This window comes from Dietzia sp. E1 (assembly GCF_014145015.1).
Taxonomy (GTDB): Bacteria; Actinomycetota; Actinomycetes; order Mycobacteriales; family Mycobacteriaceae; genus Dietzia; species Dietzia cinnamea_A.
The window spans coordinates 1-1235 of record NZ_JAALDU010000476.1 but is presented as its reverse complement, the minus strand read 5'-3'; the positions used below and the strand labels follow the sequence as shown (position 1 = coordinate 1235).

The 1235-nt window shown below is 73.2% G+C and carries 2 protein-coding genes; both read right to left on the bottom strand.

Annotated elements, in window-relative coordinates; translation table 11 throughout:
- Positions 1 to 596 (bottom strand): hypothetical protein (locus G6030_RS14225; RefSeq protein ID WP_182643571.1); only part of this gene is annotated, 596 nt, incomplete at its 3' end.
- On the bottom strand, positions 593 to 1235 hold a 643-nt coding region (locus G6030_RS14220), incomplete at its 5' end, for an endonuclease/exonuclease/phosphatase family protein (RefSeq protein WP_182643570.1). The genes G6030_RS14225 and G6030_RS14220, both read right to left, overlap by 4 nt.

Here is a 1235-nt window from a genome sequence, read left to right as displayed (position 1 = left end):
GGCCGGGCGGGCGACGTGGCCGCGGGGAGCAGCAGCCCGGGGCCACGGGCCATGAGGACGCCGGCGAGCGCCGCGCCGAGTCCGCCTGCCGCCAGGTCGCCGACGGTGTCCTCGTAGGTCACGTAGATGTCGTCGGTGAGGTAGGCGTAGCCGAACCACTCGACCATCTCCCACAGCGCGCCCAGTGCGAGCCCGAACGCCGTGGTGAGGACGACCGCGCCGGTGACGGTGAACCCGCGGGTGCCGGGTGCTCGCACGATCCCGCGGTGGGCGCAGAACAGGTAGGCCACCACCGACAGGGCGCCGGCCAGCAGGAAGTGGATCGGGATGTCCCACCACCAGATGGTGCGGTAGAGGTCGACGACGTTGCTCCACGCCGCCACGAGCAGGGTGACCGACACTGCGGTGTCCGCCCACGCGCGCATCCCGAGGAAGCGGGGCAGCATGAGACCGGGTAGGGCGAACGCGACGATGGCCGCGTCGGTGAGTCCGTGGAGGAGCAGTGCGAGCACCACGCTGAGGACACCCAGCACGCGAAGGGCGTCCGCCACCTTCTGTGCCCCGCTCCCGGCGGGTCGCAGGAAGTTGTCGATCACGTCCGCCGGGCCCCTTCCTCGTCTCGCGCGTCGCCTCGCACTCCATTGTGCGCCTCACCGCCCGGGGCGGCGGGGGCGGCGGGGGCGCCCGGACGCGCCACCACGGCGTGCACCGGCAGATGATCCGACGGCCACCCGCCCTCGTGGCGGAGCGGATTGATCGCGGCGTCGGTGACGGTGAGGCCGGGCGTGGTGAGGATCCAGTCGATCCGGGTGCCGTCCCGCCGCGGCCGCCGGTAGTCGGCGTAGGTCCCCCACTGCTCGCTGTGCCGGGCGCGGGCGACTCGCCAACTATCCACCAGTGTCCCGTCCGAGAGCAGTTCGCGAACCGCCGCGCTCTGCGGGCCCGCGTTGAGGTCCCCCGTCACGACGGTCGGCAGGCCCCGGGCGACGACCGCGTCCAGCACGGTCCGGGCGGAGCGCAGACGGGACCGGGCCGAGAGCGGGTCGAGATGCGTGTTGAGCACGAGCAGGTCGTGTCCGGTGCGCCGGTCGCGGAGGTGCGCCTCGACCATCACGCGCGGGAACAGGTTGCCCCAGGACACCGACCCGGCACGGCGCGGCGTGTCCGACAGGGCGGACTGCTCCCAGTCCAGCAACTCCAGGCGGGCGGTGTCGTAGAAGACCGGGCACGCCTCT